The organism is Paenibacillus mesotrionivorans (assembly GCF_046098205.1).
Classification (GTDB): Bacteria; Bacillota; Bacilli; order Paenibacillales; family NBRC-103111; genus Paenibacillus_AR; species Paenibacillus_AR mesotrionivorans.
On record NZ_JBJURJ010000007.1, the window covers coordinates 331,609 to 349,981 of the forward strand.

The window sequence follows — 18,373 nt, forward strand, 5'->3', positions numbered from 1 at the left end:
ATGACCCGCGAGCATAATGCAGCCGGCAGAATCTTTACCGTACTGATCTATCTGGCCATCGGTTTATTTTCGCTGGTGACGATTATTCCCTTTATCCATCTGATTGCCGCCTCCCTGACCACAGCGGAGGAGGTTCGGGAGAAAGCGTTCATTCTGTTTCCCACCGTCATTTCGTGGGATTCCTATGCCTACATTCTAAGCACCAATACCATCCTGCGCAGCATGGGAGTGACCATTCTCATCACACTGGCGGGAACCTTCGTGAATATTGCCATGACCACGCTGATGGCCTACCCGCTGGCCCACAAAACGCTGATCGGCCGTGACCGCATCATGCTCTTGGTGCTGTTCACCATGATGTTTAACGGCGGTATGATCCCGTCCTTTATTCTGGTCAAACAATTGGGCATGATGAACACATACTGGTCCGTCATTATCCCGGGGGCGATCAACGCATTCAATCTGATTGTGATCAAGAACTTTTTTCAGCAGCTTCCGGACGGTTTGGAGGAATCCGCCAAGATGGACGGCGCCAACGATCTGTATATTCTGGCCCGCATCGTCATTCCTCTGTCCATGCCCGCCATCGCTACCTTCTCCTTGTTTTATGCAGTGGGCCACTGGAACGCATTTTTGAACCCGATTCTGTACCTGAACAATCCGGACATGTGGCCGGTTCAGGTGCTGATGCGGCAGATTGTGATTCTGTCCCAAGGGGGCGTAGGGGATGCGGCGGACATGGGCCCGGAATTTGTGCTGCCGCCGGAGCAGACCCTGAAGTCAGCGGTGATTATCTTCGCCAATCTGCCAATTCTTGTGGTGTACCCCTTCCTGCAAAAGCACTTTGCCAAGGGTGTGCTGCTGGGTTCGGTAAAGGGCTGACCGCCGTATAATAAACGGCTTTTCACATACAATTCCTATTTTGACTATAAAGGGAGAGGTTATCAGGATGAGAACATGGATGAAAATGATACCTGTAATCGGCATTGCGGCAATGTCTGCGGGAATAATGGCCGGATGCGGCAAGGATGAGGAATCGGGCGGCAATTCGTCCGGCAGTCCCTCCGAAGCTGCTTCTGTGCAAGCTTCAGCACCGGCCAAAGGTCCGGTCGCCATCTCCATGATGATGCCGTATTACTCCACGGAGGCGCCCAAGAATAATCCCATCATCCGGAAGCTGGAGGAAATGACCAACACCAAGCTGAACATCACATGGGTACCGGATGCGGCGTATAAGGATAAGCTGTCCGTCAGTCTCGCCTCCGGCGACCTGCCGCAGGTCACGGTCATTTCCCACTTGGACGGAGGCACATATGCCCCGGCTGTGGTAAGCGGTGTCCACTCGGGAGCCTTCTGGGAAATCGGGCCGATGCTGAAGGATTTCCCCAACTTGAGCACCAAGCTCAACAAGGATGTTCTGCGCAATGCCTCCCATGACGGCAAAAACTACGCCTTGTACCGTCCCCGTGTATTGGCCCGCGGGGGAATTATCTACCGGAAGGATTGGCTGGAGAACCTGGGGCTGAAGGAGCCCAAAACCCTGGATGAGCTGTATGAGGTTATCAAGGCCTTTACGTTGAACGATCCGGATAAAAACGGCAAAAACGACACCTACGGTCTGGTGTCCCGCAAGGGTTTTGCAGATCTCCACATGCTGGCGGGCTTCTTCGGAGCAGGTAATGATTATGAGGAGCGGGACGGCAAGCTGATTCCCAGCTTTATTACTGATGAGCACTTGAACGCTCTGAAATTCTTCAAAAAGCTGTATGACGAGAAGCTGGTGAATGCGGACTTCGCCGTGACGGAGGGAAGCCAGTCCAAGGCTCTTCTGGAGGGGGGAAAAGCGGGGGTTATGATTTCCACCGCGCTGGATGATGCGCCTCTTAATGATGCCGCCATCAAAAAAATCAACCCCAAAGGGGAGTTTGACGTAGTATCCCGGATTCAGGGTCCCAAGGGTGAACGGATCATGGCGTCCCCCGGCTACAATGGGATTTTCATGTTCCCCAAAAGCTCGGTGAAGACAGAAAGCCAAATGAGAGACATTCTGGGCTTCTTCGATAAAATGTTCGAGAAGGATGCCGCCAATTTGCTGGCATGGGGGATCGAAGGAACACATTATCACTTGGAGAACGGGCTGGTAGCCGGCACGGAGCAGGAGCTGGCTTTGCGGACAACCGACAGAATGCCCATTCCGCAGCTTTCTGTTGTCAGTGACGAGGTACCTACCCTGAAGGCCAAGGAAACGCCATTGGCAGGCAAGGTCAAGCAGATGTTCGCCGACAATATTTCCATCGCCGTGTCCAATCCGGCCCTGTCCATCCAATCCCAGACCTTGACCGAGAAGAGCGGCGAGTTGGACAAGATCAAGAACGATGCCCGGTTGAAGTATATATTAGGGGAAATCGATGATGCCGGATGGAAGAAGGAGATTGACAAGTGGATGAAGGCCGGCGGTGAAAAAGGCATGGTGGAGCTGAACGCGGAGTATGCCAAGCTGACTAAATAGCAGCATTCCCCGGTGGATTGACAGCCAGATGATTCCTGGACCCTCTGATATATTCCGCCACGCAAAATCCCGGTGCCTGGGCAGGCGCCGGGATTTTTGTTTGCCGGGGGAGCTGCACCTCCCGCCGGGTTATGTAGATAATAGCCTGTCAGAGCCTACAGCACATTCTTGCCGGAGCTGATGGTATAGGCCTCGTATACAGGGAGGACGAAAATTTTACCGTCGCCGAAGGCGCCTTTTTCCCCAGTCCGGGCGACACGCATGACAATTTTGATCACATCGTCCTTATCGCTTTCATCTACCACCATAAACAGCATTTTCTTGGAGAGCTGGTCGTAGTGGGTGTCGCCAATTTGAATGCCCTTCTGCTTCCCGCGGCCCACAATATCCATTTTGCTGACGGAGGGGAAACCCGCCATCATCAGCTCGGCCAGCACGGCGTCTGCCTTCTCGGGTCTTACTACTGCCTGGATCATTACCATTGCCATACCCAAGTCATCCTTTCCCAAGATCCTCTTTTTATCGTGTTGCAGCAAGGCTTGATGCATTATAACAAGGCCCTTGGGGAATGCTCAAGATTTGGAAGGCGATTTTAGGGAAATTGTGACAAAATCGTCAATAAACATGTGAGTTAATCTGACATTCAGGCTATTCTAATGTAAAGAATTTTTATAATGATGTGGACAGGCTGTTTTATGGGTAAAAAAATCCTGTCGCATCCTGTTCAATCCGCGCCTTTATTGTATAATAGTGAGAATTGAGTTTGTTTAGAGGGAGATGGAAAATGGACAATCGGACGATTATCCGCTTCGAGCATGTGTTCATGGAATACGATGACGGTGAAGTCGTATTGAACGATATCAGCTTTGACATTGAACGGGGCAAGTTCTATACGCTCCTGGGGCCTTCGGGCTGCGGGAAAACCACTATTCTACGGCTGATTGCCGGTTTTGCCACCCCCACCAAAGGGACCATCACTCTGAACAATAAGGTGATCAACCAGGTGCCGGCCAATGAACGCCAAGTGAATACGGTGTTTCAGGACTATGCGCTGTTCCCCCATCTGAACGTCTTCGAGAATGTGGCCTTTGGCCTCCGGGTAAAGAAGGTGAAGCCCAAGCTGATCGAGGAAAAGGTGCGGGAGGCGCTTCGCTTTGTCAATCTGTCCGGTTACGAAAAGCGGGAAATCCGCGAAATGTCCGGCGGACAGCGGCAGCGGGTAGCCATCGCCAGAGCCATCGTCAACGAGCCGGAGGTGCTGCTGTTGGACGAGCCCTTGTCGGCGCTGGACCTGAAGCTGCGTACGGAGATGCAATATGAGCTGCGGGAGCTGCAGCGCCGTTTGGGCATTACCTTTATATTCGTCACTCATGACCAGGAGGAAGCGCTGGCTATGTCCGACGAAATTTTTGTGCTGAACAAGGGAGTTATCCAGCAAAGCGGAACCCCCATTGATATTTACGACGAGCCCATTAACCGCTTTGTTGCTGATTTTATCGGGGAATCCAATATTGTGCCTGCGGTGATGATCGAGGACTATGTGGTAGAGGTTAACGGCATGCGCTTCGATTGTGTGGATGCGGGTTTTTCGGCTCATGAGCCTGTGGAGCTGGTGCTGCGTCCCGAGGACCTGGAGATCACCACAGTGGCCCAGGGCAAGATGAAGGTCCGGGTGGACACCCAGCTGTTCCGGGGGGTGCACTATGAGATCGTGTGTTATGACGAGGCGGGGCATGAATGGCTGGTCCACTCCACCCGGAAAGCGTCGGTGGGCGAGGAGATCGGACTGACCTTCGAGCCGGAGGCCATCCACATCATGCGCTTCAATGAAACGGAAGAGGAATTCGATAAGCGACTGGAGGCATACGAGCATGAGGGCGCCTATGTCCGCTGAGGTCCGCCGCCGGGCGGGCGGCCGCAACCTGTATCTGGTGCCGTATCTGCTGTGGATGCTGCTGTTTGTCATCATTCCGATTGTGCTGATCGGCTACTACTCCTTCCGCAATGTGGAGGGTGGTTTTACCCTGGCCAATTACGGCAAGGCCTTCACTTCCGTCTATGTCAAAATGGCGGTAAATTCCTTTTTCTACGCTTTCCTGATCACCCTTTGCTGTCTGCTGGCGGCGTATCCGACGGCGTATCTCATTACCAAATCGAAGCATAAGCAGCTGCTTCTCTTGCTGATCATTCTGCCCACCTGGATCAACCTGCTGCTGAAGGCGTATGCTTTCCTGGGGATTTTCGGCTCGGCTGGGCCCATCAACACCTTCCTGGAATGGACGGGCCTGGGGGCGCGGCAAATCCTGTTTACGGATTTCAGCTTTATCTTCGTGGCGGTGTACATCTTTATCCCGTTTATGATTCTGCCCATCTACAACTCTCTGGAGGAGCTGAATCCCACGCTGACGGATGCGGCCCGTGATCTGGGGGCCTCCCGCTGGACCACCTTCCGGCGTGTGGTGCTGCCCTTGACCATGCCCGGCGTCAAATCGGGCTGCCAGGCGGTGTTTATCCCTGCTCTGTCGCTGTTTATGATTACCCGTCTGGTGACGGGCAACCGGGTGATTACCCTGGGCACGGCCATTGAGCAGCATTTCCTGGTCACCCAGGACTGGGGCATGGGCTCCACCATTGCCGTGTTCCTGGTGATTGTGATGGTGGCCATTATGTTTATGACAGGTGAACGGAACAGGAGGACCGGCGCATGAACAACTCAACAGGCAGCCGGACACTGAGCCGGATTTATCTGGGCATTGTGATGGTTATCCTTTATGCCCCGATTTTTTATCTGATGTACTATTCCTTCAACAGCGGCGGACATATGCGCAACTTTGAAGGGTTTACCCTGCAATATTATAAGGAAGTGTTCCAGGATACGCGGCTGATTATTATCGTCATCAATACGGTGGTGCTGGCTTTGCTGTCGTCGGCTATTGCCACCATACTGGGCTTCAGCGGGGCGCTGGCGATTGTTTCGGTGAGACGCAGCCGGACCCGCAATACGCTGCTGTCCCTGAACAATGTATTGATCGTCAGCCCCGACGTCATTATCGGCGCCTCCTTCCTGGTGCTGTTTACCATGGTGGGGATCAAGCTGGGCTTTATGTCGGTGCTGCTGTCGCACATCGCCTTCAGCATTCCCATCACTGTGCTGATGATCCTGCCCAAGCTCCAGGAGATGCCGTCCACCCTGGTGGATGCGGCACGGGATCTGGGGGCCAGCGGCCGGCAGGTGCTGACGAAGGTGATTCTGCCCTTCACCCGGCAGGGGATCTTCGCCGGATTCTTCATGGCCCTGACCTATTCGCTGGATGACTTCGCCGTGACCTTCTTCGTCACCGGCAGCGGCTACAGCACCTTGTCCGTGGAGATTTATTCCCGGGCCCGGCAGGGGATATCCCTGTCCATCAATGCTCTGTCCACCATGATCTTCCTGTTTACGATCATCCTGGTGGCCATCTACTATTTCCTGAGCCTCAAAAGCAATACCCAGAATCGCTCCTTCCGGACGGAGGTGCCGAAATGAAGCAGCTGAGCCGTGCTTTCCTGGCGGTATTCATCGCCGCCTTCGCGCTGATGTATCTGGCGTCGTACCTGAACGCCAGCGAGGGCTACACCGGCGGCAACACCATCACCGTCTACAACTGGGGCGATTATATCGATCCGGCGCTTCTGGACAAGTTTGAGGCCGAAACGGGGATCAAGGTCATCTACCAGACCTTCGATTCCAATGAGGCCATGCTGACGAAGATTTCCCAGGGCGGCACCACCTTCGACGTGGCGGTCCCTTCCGACTATGCCATCAACAAGATGATGGAGGAGAAGCTGCTGCTTCCCCTGGACAAGTCGCTTTTGCCCAATTACAAGCACATTGCCCCAAAGTATCTGGATATGTCCTTTGATCCGGGAAATGTGTATTCGGTGCCCTACTTCTGGGGAACGGTGGGCATCATCTTTAACCCTGAGCTGGCCGGAGACCTGACCTTCGAAAGCTGGGAGGACCTGTGGGACCCGTCCTTGGCCAACAAGGTGTTCCTGCTGGACGGCGCCCGGGAGGTCATCGGCATGGGGCTGAACACGCTGGGTTACTCCCTGAACGATACCGAAGAGGAGCATCTCCAGGAAGCCAAACGCAGGCTTAATGAGCTGACTCCCAATGTGAAGGCTATCCTGGGCGATGAGATCAAGATGCTCATGGCTAACGGGGAAGCGGCCGCGGCGCTGGTCTGGTCCGGGGATGCCTCCGAAATTATGGATGAGAACGAGGACCTGGATTACGTCATCCCGGAGGAAGGCTCCAACATCTGGTTTGATAACATGGTCATCCCCAAAACCGCAGACAATGTGGAAGGGGCCCACAAGTTTATCAACTTCATGCTGGATCCGCAGAATGCCGCCGTCAACGCCGAGTATGTGGGTTACTCCACGCCCAATGCCGACGCCCTGCAGTACCTCCCGAAGGAGGTCTCCCAGGACAAGCGTTTCTATCCGGACGATGAGGTGCTGGAGAAGCTGGAGGTATACCGGAACCTGGGCAAACGAAATCTGTCCCATCTGAATGAGCTGTTCCTGGAATTCAAAATGCACCGGAAACGGTAAATATAGCTGCCCGCCCCCTCTCATTGACAACAAAAGAGAGGGGGCGTTATAGTTAGGGCGTGTCTCGAAACACATCCTCGCACATAAATGCAACAGGAGTGATGTATGTGAATCTGCTTCAAACCCTCCGGTCACGGAAATACCTGCAGCGTATTCTGCTTGGTTTTATGCTGGTGGTGATGCTTCTGATCGCGGCTTCCGCTCTCCTGTATTTGAATGCCCAAAGCAAGGTCTCCAGCATGGAGCATGATGCGGACAGGAAGCTGTTGACCCAAATTAAATATAATATTGAGAATATGAACCAGATTGTGAAGGATTTGGCAGTATCTACCTTCAATGATGAGGATTTTATCGCACTGAAGTCCGGCGACGATTTTGAACAGAGTATTCTGAAGCTGGACAAACTGACCCGTTTGGTGTCCCAATCCCCGTATCTGCATTCCATCGTTTTCTATAATGCGGTTCAGGGACGGTTTTTTTCTACGGTGAACCACACCATGAGCACGGATGTGATGAATCAGTCATTCCGGGAGTACATGAAGAGCCATGATCCGCTGCCCAAGCTGCAGCTAACACCCATGGAGCTGGGCGGAGGAGAGGGGGTAGACGTTTTTTCCCTGTTTGTATACGATGGCCCTACTCTGAATGCGGTCAACGGAAACCTGCTGATCGTCAATATCAAACCGACGTGGATGCTGGACAATGTGAAAGCGCTTAATGCATTGGCCGAAAGGCAGAACGATGTGATCTTTGTAACCGACAATCAAGGCCGGGTATTAATATCCAATGACCTGATGAAGCCGGACCAGATGGATATCAAGAATGAGCTGATTCCCCAGATTGCCGCCTCGGGCAAGGAGCTGGATTATTTCACGTACAGCCATGACGGCAAAAAATACAGGGTCACCTATCTGACCCGGGGCTTAAATGACTGGCAGATCATCAGCCTGCAGGATTATGATGCGGTGCTGACCAATGTAAGGCAGATCCGTTGGACGGCAGCTATTGTCACGGCGTCCGTCGTGCTGTTAACCGTTCTGATCTCCATCTATTTCTCCATCAAGCTTTACAGGCCCATCGGACACCTGATGACACTGGTCCGGCGCAACGATGGCCGCGGAGGGGATCTGCACCGGGATGAGCTGTCCCTCATTGCCTCCAGCTATTCGCAGATGACCGATAAGCTTAAGGAGCTGCAGCAGGATCAGGCGGCCCAGCAGAATATCGCCAAGGTGTATCGGCTGCGCAATCTGATCGCGGGAAGCACGGGTGTACCGGAGCAGGACTTGGCCCATGACCGGGCTCAATACGGCCTGGATATTCCCGTAACCGGCGGTATGATCGTGGCACTGGCCAGAATCGACAACCTGCAGGAGGTTCAGGCCCGAACGCCGGAGGCTACCATGTCCCTGTTGTATTTTGCCATCTGCAACATCGGCCAGGAGCTGATCCGGGGCAGCTATTCCTGTGAGGCGGTGGATATGAAAAACGGCCACGTGGTATTCATCATCGGCCATGCTGGCGGCATCGGCCACGAGGAGCTGCGGACGATTCTCCGGGAGCTTCAGGATACCGTAAGGCATTATTATCATATCACCGTTACCATGTCCGTTAGCCCCGTTTTCAGCTCTTACCGGGACATTACAGCGATGTGCGGGCAGGCACTCCGCTACGCCGACTATCGAATGATACTGGGCAAGGAAGCGCTGATTGAACCAAGCCTGGTACAGCCCAACGAGGAATGCAGTCAATTCCATATTCCCCCGGAGCTGGACAGGCAGTTGATTGAAGGGCTCAAAAGCGGGGACTGGGAGCGGATTAACGGCGGTATGGACAAATGGCTGGAGCTGGTACGCACCTTCAGCTTCGAGAACATGTTCTCCGCCATGCTGCATATGTTTGTAACCTTGGGCAATACCATCAATGAAATGAACCAGAACAACCTGCAGGCGGCTTCGGTGAATCTGCAGGAGATCAACCGGCGGATTCTGGAGAAGGAAACCCTGGAGGAGGTTAAGGAGGTATTCCTGGACCTGGTCCGCCAGGCTCTGGACAAACGCAACAGCGGCCGGGAGGAAAAAGCCAGGCTGGTGGCCGAAACCATCCGGGAAATTGTCGCCAGGCAGTATGCCGATCCGGACCTTAACGTTCAAAAGATCGCGGATATGCTGCGTATGAGCCATGTGTATCTGGGACAGGTGTTTAAGGAGCAGGAGGGTATTACCGTGGTGGACTGCATTAACGAAACCCGGTTGGCCCAGGCCCGCCTCTATCTGGAGCAGCAGCAGATGACAGTGGCGGAGATTATGGAAAAGGTAGGCTTCAGCAATGAAAGCTATTTCTACCGGCTGTTCAAACGGCGCTACGGCACAACGCCCAAGGAGTACAGACTGAAGGCCGCCATTAACCGCAATGCCTAGGAGTCTGTTTTGACGGAGCGGCTGGGTGAATCCATATTTACTAGAGACATTCACTACCGGGATAGGCTTGGCTTGGAAGCTCAAACACGTTTTGTCGGCTTTGATTGTAATTGATTTTATGGTTTCAAAGCCGCCAAAAAACTCGCCCTCAAGCCAACCTATCCCTCCCGTTCATGTTGATGAATATGGATTCACCCTTATGTTTTCATCAAACCAGACTCCTAGCTCCGTCCGCCATATCCTATAAGCAAATAAAAGACGCCTTCACGGCTGCCTGATAAGCAGAAGTGGAGGCGTCTTGTTTATACAGGCCGGTTATTCCGGCAGTTGTATCCGACGGCTGTACAGCTGTACCCGGCATATACCGCCGCTGTACAGAATTCCGGCTCCCGGCGCGGCAGGAATCTGGATTATTTACAGGCCTCTATACAGGAATCTTGCGTATGTACAGTAACAATACAGCCGCAATTCCTCTATGTTGAAACCAGAAAGCCTGACGACAACGCCAGCGTAAACCGGAAAGGAGCTACTATGATGGAGAACGAAACCCGGCTAACCATGCCGGACACAGCAGCAGGAAAAAAAGAGCGGCGGTCCGGTTCTATCGTAACACGGGAGCTGCATCACTTCTGGAAGAACAGGGAGCTATTCCTTTTATCCCTGCCCGGAATTGTGTACAAACTGATTTTTGCTTATTTGCCCATGATCGGGCTGGTCATCGCCTTTAAGAATTACCGTTATGACAAAGGCATCTTCGGCAGCGACTGGGCCGGCCTGAAGAACTTTAAGTATCTGTTCACCGGAGATGCCGCTTGGCGGATCACCCGGAATACGGTGCTCTACAACGCGGGATACATTATTCTGACCACCTGCGTCGCTCTGCTGTTCGCCATTCTGTTAAATGAACTGAAGGCCAAATACACGAAGTTTTACCAGACCTCTCTGTTTTTGCCCCACTTTTTGTCCTGGGTACTGGTTGGCTACATCGCATACGCCTTCTTCAACCATTCTGACGGATTTTTAAACCGGCTTCTGGAATCCTTCGGGATGAATCCGGTAGCCTGGTACCAGAATACAGCCCCTTGGCCGTTTATATTGGTCATCTTCCACCTGTGGAAGGCAGTGGGCTTCTCCACTCTTATCTATTTTGCCGGAATTATCGGGATTAATTCGGAGTATTACGAAGCGGCCCGCATTGATGGCGCCACCAAAACCCAAATGGCCTTCAGCATCACTATTCCGCTGCTGGCGCCGCTGGTAATTATTATGCTCATCCTGTCCATCGGCAGCATGTTCCGCGGAGACTTCGGCCTGCACTATTTCATCCCGAACAACTCCGGTTTTATCTTCGGGACAACAGACGTCATTGATACCTATGTATACCGTTCTCTGCGTGAACTGGGCAATGTGGGCATGTCCGCCGCCACCGGCTTCTACCAATCGGTTGTGGGCCTGATCCTGGTGCTGACCGCTAACGGTATCGTCAAAAAAATCAACCCAGACCATTCCTTGTGGTAAGAAAGGAGGCGACTGCGCATGAAAACCAAGGCACAGATTCCCCAAGCAATTATTCACGTGGTGTTTATCATCATCTCACTGCTTATGATTATGCCCTTTGCCCTTGTGGTCATGGTATCCCTCACCAGTGAAGAGAGCATCGTCAAGAACGGCTACCAATTTTGGCCCCAAATCTTCAGTCTGGACGCGTACCGTTATGTGCTGCAGACACCGGATATTATCCTTCGGGCTTACGGCATTACCGCGTTGATTACGATTGCCGGCACCCTATGCGGTCTCCTGATTACCGCCATGACGGCCTACGTCGTCTCCCGCCGGGATTACCGGTACAACCGGGTCACCACCTTCTACGTGTTCTTCACCATGCTATTCAGCGGCGGGTTGGTTCCGGCCTATATTCTCATGACCCAATACCTTCACCTGAAGGATTCGCTGTTCGCACTGATTCTGCCGGTAATGCTGTCCCCCTTCAACATCATGGTCATGAAGGGCTTTATGTCCAAAATTCCGTTGGAAATCATCGAGTCGGCCAAAATTGACGGAGCCAAGGAGCTGCGGATTTTCTTCACCATCATCCTGCCTCTGTCCAAACCGGCCTTAGCCACCATGGGTCTGTTGATCTCCTTCGCATATTGGAATGAATGGTTTAATGCGATGCTGTACATTGATAACCCCAAGCTGGTTCCCCTGCAGCTGCTCCTGGTGCGGATTCTGAACAGCATGGAGTTCCTTACCTCCAACTCGGATTTCTCGTCGCAGATGGGGATCAATCTGGCCGATTTCCCCAACAACTCGGCACGGATGGCCATTGCGGTCCTGGCCGGCGGCCCGATGCTCGTGATCTTCCCGTTTTTCCAACGTTTTTTTGTAAGAGGCTTAACGGTTGGCTCCCTCAAGGGTTAACATATATACCATAGGAACATAAAAACAGGAGGTCAAACACATGAAGACATGGATGAAGGCAACGATGGCTGCTTCTCTGGCGGCTGCTTTCCTGGCTGGCTGCGGCAAGGGTGACGAAACCCCGGCTGCGTCAAACGGTTCTCCCGCTGCAGGAACGGCATCGGCAGGAGCCCAAACGCTGGCGCCGGTTGAACTGACTTGGTATTATCCGTTGTCCCAGCTGCAAGGCGACCAGGAGACGGTAGCGGCCGAGGTGAACAAGATTACCAAAGAAAAGCTGAACGCCACCGTCAAGCTGATGCCAGTGCCGATCGGCGACTATGTTCAGAAGATGAATACGGTTCTGGCAGCGGGCGAGAAGTTCGATATCCTCTGGACCGGATACCTGCTGAAGCCTGAGGAACTGGTCCGCAAAGGCGCCATCCAGCCTCTTGATGCCCTGCTTGATAAATATGCCCCGCAATTGAAGAAGGATGTTCCTCAGGTCATGTGGGACGGCTTGACTGTAGACGATAAAGTCTACGCTATCCCCAATCAGCAAATAAACGGCAACCGCTTGGGCTATATTATTCAAAAGCGCTTTGTAGACAAATACAATCTGGACGTAACCAAAATCAAGAAGTTTGAGGATATTGAGCCGTTCCTGGAGCAAATCAAACAAAACGAGCCGAACATCATTCCTTTCGGAAGCTCTTTTGTAAGCGCCGCCCAGGGTGTGAACAGCGATCAAATGTGGGTTCTGCCCGGACTGGATGACCACTTCTATGTGAAGAAGGACGATCCCACCTACAAGCTGCTCCGTTACCCCGAGGAGGACCTGGTGAACTTCAAGCTGGCTTCCAAGTGGTACAAAGCGGGCTATATCTTCAAGGATGCCGCTACAGCTAAGATGAGCGATTATGAAACCAAGGGGCAAATGGCCGTTATCATGAATAACGTTCTGAAGCCCGGCGTAGAAGCCGAAGTGAAGGGCAAAAACGGCGGCAATGAAGTTGTAGTTGTGCCGGTTACCGATTGGTTCTCCAATGGTTATTCCGCTACCACCAACCAAGCTCTGAGCCGCACCTCTCCGAACCCGGAACGCGCCACGATGCTGCTGAATCTGGTCAATACCGACAAACAACTGTATAACCTGCTGTGTAACGGTATTGAAGGCACCCACTATGAGAAGGTGTCCGACAATGTGGTGAAGGCCAAGGCCGATTCCCGCTACAAGCCCAATATGGACTGGATTTTCGGCAGCGTGTTCAATTCCTATTTGAAGGAAGGCCAACCTGCTAACGTGTGGGAAGAAACCAAGAAAATCAATGCTACCTCCAACGTGAATCCGATCGGAGCCTTTAAATTTAACTCCGAGCCGGTCAGCACCGAAATCGCCAACCTGAACGCCATTTGGGGCGAATACAAGAAGGGCCTGACTACCGGCACCCTGGATTTTGACAAAACCTGGCCTACAATGTACGACCGCCTGAAGAAAGCCGGCGAAGATAAGTATGTTGCAGAGGTAACCAAGCAATTCAATGAATTCCTGAAGAAAAAGGGTCTCGTTAAATAAGCTTATCACCATGAGGAATTTGGCTGCCGGTTGAACCATTGGATCGGCAGCCTTTTTTCTATAGATTTGCATCCAAAATTTGAAAGGAATGAGGTTATGTATCCAAAACGTCTGCTGCTTGTTCTCCTTGCCGGTTTGCTGCTCTTATCTTCGCCGGGCTTTGTTTTAGGAGCGGTTACAACAACGGAGGGACAGGCACCTGGCCAGGTCTTTTATGTGGCCACAGATGGAAGCGATTCCAACCCCGGTACCCTGAATGCTCCCTTTCTCTCTTTGGAAAAAGCCCGGGACACCATCCGCCAGCTTAAGGCTGCCGGCGGTTTGCCCGAAGGAGGCGTCACCGTATATTTGCGCGGTGGTGTGTATGAGAGAAGCCAAAGCTTCGAGCTCCGGGAGGAGGATTCCGGCGAAGCCGGCAAGATCATCAAGTACCAGGCTTATCCAGGTGAAACCGTCCACTTGGACGGCGGAGCCAACCTGCAGAAAAGCTGGTTCACCCCGGTCACTGATACCAATGTGCTGAACCGGATCATTGACCCGGAGGCGCGCACCAAGGTGCTGGAGGTGAATCTGGCGGCCCATGGCCTGACAGATTACGGCGAGCTGAGCCGCCATGGTTATTATTTGGCCAATGACCTGAGCAAGGTTCCTCCCATGGAACTGTATGTGGAGGGGCAAGGCATGACCCTGGCACGTTGGCCCAACACCAGTACGGTAAGGATGGATCAGGTGCTGGACAAGGGTCCTACCCGCAGCAACCGGGACGAGGTGCATACCCGCGGTGGTACGTTTTCTTACGCCTATGACCGTCCCCAATATTGGAGCCAGGCGGATGACATTTGGCTGGATGGAATTTTCGGGTATAGCTGGGAATGGTCGTACAATAAGATTGCCTCCATTGATACAGCCAACAAAACCATTACCCTCCGTTATGGGGAAATGAGCGGCATTTTCAATGACAACTGGTATCCGGACTTCCACTTTGCCCAGAATCTGCTGGAAGAAATCGATATGCCGGGAGAGTATTACATAGACCGGCAGAACGGGAAGCTGTATTTCCTGCCTAACGCTTCCTTTAATCAAGGCAATCCGGAGATTACTGTAACCGTTCTCAAAACACCCATGATCAATGCCCTGAACGCCTCCTACATTACCTTCGAGGATATGATTCTGGAGAACGGCAGAGACTCGGCAGCCGTCTTTATGGGCGGTACCCATATGCTCTTGAACCATTGCGAAATCCGCAATTTCACCAACAGCGGCGTGCTTCTGAATACCCAAAGCCGGTTTTATTACAATGATTTCAGCGGGGCTCCCGGCACGTACAACGGGGTAGCCAATTCCCATATCCATCATATCGGAGGCACTGCCGTTACGGTGACAGGGGGCAATAAAACCACCCTGGCTCCGGGGAATAACTTCGTGGAAAACTCGCATATTCACGACTTTGCATTCTACCATAAAGCCTATAACCCCGGTGTTCATTTGTCGGGAGCGGGAAACAGAATGTCCCACAACGAGCTTCATGATGCGCCGCACCCGGGGATTCTGATTTTTGGCAACGACCACTTGGTGGAATACAATGACATCTACGATGTATGCAAATCCTTCTCCGATTTGGGCGCCATCTACATGAATCTGGGCGCTTCGCCGCAGGAGCGGGGAACGGTAATCCGGCGCAATTACTTCCACAACATCGGGGAATCCAAGGCCGGTGTGGAAGGGGTTTACCCGGACAACTTCACCATGGGCATCACCATTGAAGAGAATATCTTTAACAAGATGGGCAACTCTGCGATCAAGAACAACGGCGGCTCCCATATCATCACCCGCAATAATATCTTCATTGACAGCAAGTTCCCGTATGATTATGCGGATCTGTATTTGGGGGATAAGCCGGAGAACCAGATTCCGAAGAATTATATGACCAAATGGCAGGAGTTGTTTGCGGCCAATAACAATTACGTCGGTACGCCTCATATGGCGAAATATCCGGAGCTGGCGGATTTCTTCACCGAAAACCGCTACTATCCGACAACCAACACCTTTACCAACAATGTGATCTACAATCCGGTGAGAGCCCGGGACAAAACCACCAATGCCAACGGCGCTTATGACAAATTCAATCTTGTCCAATATTCCGGCAACTGGATTGCCGACAGCGACCCCGGTTTTGTGGACCTGGCCGGAGGCAATCTGGAGCTGAACGCCAATGCGGAGGTGTTCAACCGTATTCCCGGCTTTACTGCTATTCCCTTTGGAGATATCGGAGTGATCGGCAAAGCAGGCACTCTTCACGGCGCCGACCATTACCCGGTCCGGGAAGTGTATGTGTACAACAAGAATATCACGTTGGGAGTGTTTAAGAGCGCTTCCATTCAGGCTGCGGTCCTCCCGTGGAATGCCACCAACTCCGCCCTGAGCTATCAGTCCGACCGCCCAGAAGTGGCGTCAGTAGACAGCAAGGGCATCATCAAGGGTGTATCTATGGGTGAAGCTGTTATTACAGTGTCCTCCGTGGAAAATCCGCTCTTGAAGGAAACGGTCCAGGTTACCGTCGATGAGGGAGACGGGGTTATCGACTTTGCCGATTTTGAAGTGGATCCGGGAGATTGGACGCTGGACGGCAACCGGGCCATTGAGAAAATAGGAGACAACCGCTGGTACAGGATCAAGAACGGTGCTACCTCCCTGACCAAAAAGGATTATACGGAGTATGAGCTGAGCTTTAAGCTGCGGACGCCGGATACCATCCCTGCGTATGCGACCATGTATATCTTCGACCGGCAAGTAGGACCCAACTCCAGCCGGATCGGCTACAAAACCAATGCGGATGGAACCTCTCGTTGGCTGCTGTATAACACCGCCTGGGGGACAGTCAAGGAAGTGACCTTTCCGGATCATGACCTCAAGCCCAACACGGAGTACAAAATCAAGGCATTGGTCAAAGGAGCGGACATCAGCGTCTATGTTAACGACCAGCTGCGGCTGAAGGCTTCCGATCCGACCCATAATCCTGTGGGCAAGGTGGGCTTTTACGTCAGCAACTTCAGCTACCTTTGGTTTGACGACATCAAGTTCACCTTGCCTACCACAGCCGTATCCGGCTTGCTGCTGGATAAAACCCAGGCCAACATGACCGTAGGCGAAACGCTGGCGCTGCATGCCTCCTTCGATCCTTCCAATGCGGCCAATACGGGGGTGAATTGGTCATCCGGCAACCCGCAGGTGGCAACTGTGGATGCGAACGGCGTGGTTACCGGGATATCCACAGGAGAAGCCGTGATAACCGCCGTATCGGCGGAGAATCCCAATGCTGCCGCCTCGGCTAAAATGATTGTATCCAACGTCATGCATACAACGGACTTTGAGTCCGGTGGCAACGGCTGGCCGGTGGATCCCAACCGCAGCATTGTCAACGTGGATGGCAACCGCTGGTACAAGATCCTGAACGGGGCCTCCGCCGTGGTGAACAAGGAATTCAGCAGCTATGATCTCAGCTTCAAGCTGAAAACACCACCGACCCTTCCCGATGCGACTACATTCTATATTTTTGACCGCCAAAATGCCACCGGCGGACCCAGCCGGATCGGCTACAGAACCACGGGAGACGGAACATCCAAGTGGCTGCTGTACAACGCCGCATGGGCTACAGTCAAGCAGAATGTGCTGCCCGGCCAGGATCTTCAGCCCGATACGGTGTACCAAATCCGTGTGTTGGCCGACGGAGCCAATATCAAGCTGTACGTAAACGGAGAGTTACGGCTGGAAGCAGCGGATCCCGGCCATCAAGCTTCCGGCAAGGTGGGCTTCTACACCGGCGGCTTCAGCTATCTGATGCTCGATGATATTGTGTTTAAGCAGCTACCTGTGGCAGTAACGGGTATAGAGCTTCAGCCTGCCCAGCCGGAGCTGCAGGTGGGGCAAACCGCTGCCTTGGCGGCTAGCGTCCTGCCGGTGAATGCCTCCGACAAGGAGCTGGTTTGGATCAGCAGCGATTCGAACGTAGCATCGGTGGATGCCAGCGGGACTGTGCGGGGTCTAAGCGTCGGAGAAGCTGTTATTACCGTCGCCGCCGCAGCTTTGCCCGATGTAAAGGCTACTCACAAGGTCAGAGTGGTCCCTAAGCCGGATCCGGCCAAAGCTCCCGGCAAGCCCGTCCTGTCAGATAATAACGGCCATGATACCGGTCTGCTGGATGGAAGCTATACCATTAAGATGGATATGTGGTGGGGCAATAATGGCAGCACCTATAAGCTTTATGAAAACGGCATGCTGATTGATACACAGCAATTGGCGGAGAACAGCCCCGGTGCCCAATCCACCGTCACCGCGGTAACCTATAAACCAAACGGCGTGTATGTATATGAAGCGGAGCTGATCAATGCCTTCGGCACCACCCGCAGCGATCCGCATCAGGTCACCGTCGCCCAAGCAGTTCCCGGGCAGCCCGTACTCTCCCACGACAACTGGGACGGCGACGGCAGCTACCAGGTGCAGATGAACCTGTGGTGGGGCACCAATGGAACCCTTCTCCGATTGTACGAAAACGGCACCCTGATTGCTGAGCAGCCGCTCCAGGCCGCCACCCCGGCCGCCCAACAAGCAACCGTCCAGCTCCACAACCGGTCCCCGGGCCGTTATGAATATGTAGTGGAGCTGATCAACGGAGCAGGAGCAACCACGAGCCAACCCATTACCGTAGAAGTCAAAAACTAACCAATCAATAAAACCTTCCCTCATCCACCCACCGCTAGTCCCCAAACTGGCGGTGGGTTTTTAGATCTCTCCGCAACCCAACCCAACCCAACCCAACCCAACCCAACCCAACCCAACCCAACCCAACCCAACCCAACCCAACCCAACCCA

The 18,373-nt window shown here is 53.1% G+C and carries 12 protein-coding genes; 11 read left to right on the top strand and 1 reads right to left on the bottom strand.

Annotated features, from left to right (window positions below; all coding sequences use genetic code 11):
* Both ACI1P1_RS13110 and ACI1P1_RS13115 read left to right on the top strand, forming a co-directional pair.
* Entirely contained in the window at nucleotides 1-882 is an 882-nt protein-coding gene (locus ACI1P1_RS13110; RefSeq protein ID WP_416216834.1) for a carbohydrate ABC transporter permease, read from the top strand.
* 79 nt (nucleotides 883-961) lie between these two features.
* Complete coding sequence (locus ACI1P1_RS13115; protein WP_416216835.1) at nucleotides 962-2,509, top strand: extracellular solute-binding protein; 1,548 nt, start codon at nucleotides 962-964, stop codon at nucleotides 2,507-2,509.
* A gap of 155 nt (nucleotides 2,510-2,664) precedes the next feature.
* On the opposite strand, the gene ACI1P1_RS13120 is transcribed toward ACI1P1_RS13115, so the two are convergent.
* Nucleotides 2,665-2,997, bottom strand: coding sequence for a P-II family nitrogen regulator (locus tag ACI1P1_RS13120; RefSeq protein ID WP_416216836.1), 333 nt, complete (start codon nucleotides 2,995-2,997; stop codon nucleotides 2,665-2,667).
* A 296-nt stretch (nucleotides 2,998-3,293) separates the two neighbouring features.
* Here ACI1P1_RS13120 and ACI1P1_RS13125 point away from each other — a divergent pair, with 296 nt between their 5' ends.
* The 9 genes from ACI1P1_RS13125 (at nucleotide 3,294) to ACI1P1_RS13165 (ending at nucleotide 18,223) form a co-directional block, all read left to right on the top strand.
* Nucleotides 3,294-4,403: an ABC transporter ATP-binding protein gene (locus ACI1P1_RS13125; RefSeq protein ID WP_416216837.1), complete on the top strand. Its 1,110-nt coding sequence runs from the start codon at nucleotides 3,294-3,296 to the stop codon at nucleotides 4,401-4,403.
* Nucleotides 4,381-5,217, top strand: a complete 837-nt coding sequence (locus ACI1P1_RS13130) for an ABC transporter permease (RefSeq protein WP_416216838.1) — start codon at nucleotides 4,381-4,383, stop codon at nucleotides 5,215-5,217. Before ACI1P1_RS13125 ends, ACI1P1_RS13130 begins: the two co-directional genes overlap by 23 nt.
* Nucleotides 5,214-6,035, top strand: coding sequence for an ABC transporter permease (locus ACI1P1_RS13135; RefSeq protein WP_416216839.1), 822 nt, complete (start codon nucleotides 5,214-5,216; stop codon nucleotides 6,033-6,035). The genes ACI1P1_RS13130 and ACI1P1_RS13135 overlap by 4 nt, the downstream gene beginning before the upstream one ends.
* Nucleotides 6,032-7,108 (top strand): ABC transporter substrate-binding protein, encoded by a 1,077-nt coding sequence (locus tag ACI1P1_RS13140; RefSeq protein WP_416216840.1) that lies wholly within the window; start codon nucleotides 6,032-6,034, stop codon nucleotides 7,106-7,108. The genes ACI1P1_RS13135 and ACI1P1_RS13140 overlap by 4 nt, the downstream gene beginning before the upstream one ends.
* 107 nt (nucleotides 7,109-7,215) lie before the next feature.
* On the top strand, nucleotides 7,216-9,528 hold the full coding sequence (locus ACI1P1_RS13145; protein WP_463605677.1) for a helix-turn-helix domain-containing protein: 2,313 nt from the start codon (nucleotides 7,216-7,218) through the stop codon (nucleotides 9,526-9,528).
* Nucleotides 9,529-10,059: 531 nt separating this feature from the next.
* Complete coding sequence (locus tag ACI1P1_RS13150) at nucleotides 10,060-11,046, top strand: ABC transporter permease (RefSeq protein WP_416216842.1); 987 nt, start codon at nucleotides 10,060-10,062, stop codon at nucleotides 11,044-11,046.
* Nucleotides 11,047-11,064: 18 nt separating this feature from the next.
* Entirely contained in the window at nucleotides 11,065-11,949 is an 885-nt protein-coding gene (locus tag ACI1P1_RS13155) for a carbohydrate ABC transporter permease (protein ID WP_416216843.1), read from the top strand.
* Between the two features lie 40 nt (nucleotides 11,950-11,989).
* On the top strand, nucleotides 11,990-13,504 hold the full coding sequence (locus ACI1P1_RS13160) for an ABC transporter substrate-binding protein (RefSeq protein ID WP_416216844.1): 1,515 nt from the start codon (nucleotides 11,990-11,992) through the stop codon (nucleotides 13,502-13,504).
* A gap of 96 nt (nucleotides 13,505-13,600) precedes the next feature.
* Nucleotides 13,601-18,223: an Ig-like domain-containing protein gene (locus ACI1P1_RS13165; RefSeq protein WP_416216845.1), complete on the top strand. Its 4,623-nt coding sequence runs from the start codon at nucleotides 13,601-13,603 to the stop codon at nucleotides 18,221-18,223.
* Nucleotides 18,224-18,373: the final 150 nt, after the last annotated feature.